At 47.6% G+C, this 393-nt stretch carries 1 protein-coding gene; it reads left to right on the top strand.

From position 1 onward, the window contains the following. Positions 1-167: 167 nt before the first annotated feature. Positions 168-393 (top strand): hypothetical protein (locus tag AC1RPG_RS08360; RefSeq protein ID WP_481762528.1); only part of this gene is annotated, 226 nt, incomplete at its 3' end.

Raw genomic sequence — 393 nt, 5'->3', positions numbered from 1 at the left:
GATTGATACCGACAAATGACTATGGCGTGAAGTTAGAAGTTATCGCGGGACTTCCATATGTTACTCAGGATGCTAGCGTTGCGCTGGAGATCATTGCCCAGACAACTTTGAATCCAGCAAAGCCGATGACAACAATAACTTGGTTCACGCCAAGCTAAGGAAATAAAATGACCTTGAAATACATGCAAGGGTTTGAGACGGTTCGTGACGATTCAGACCTTAGAACACAGGGATGGTCCCCAACCCCTGCTGCGCCGACACGTAAGACAACCGTAGCGATTCCTAGTGTAACTGGCGTAAACGGTTTCTCATTGCGTCCCATAGGTGCATTCCAGTCAATGTCATATTCAACGGCTGCATGGGGAGCGGCAGCAGATCAAACATTTGGATATC

Source organism: Dellaglioa sp. CoH-57-MRSF-18 (genome assembly GCF_056781995.1).
The sequence above is the reverse complement of the archived record's forward strand: the minus strand, read 5'-3'. Positions and strand labels throughout refer to the sequence as shown.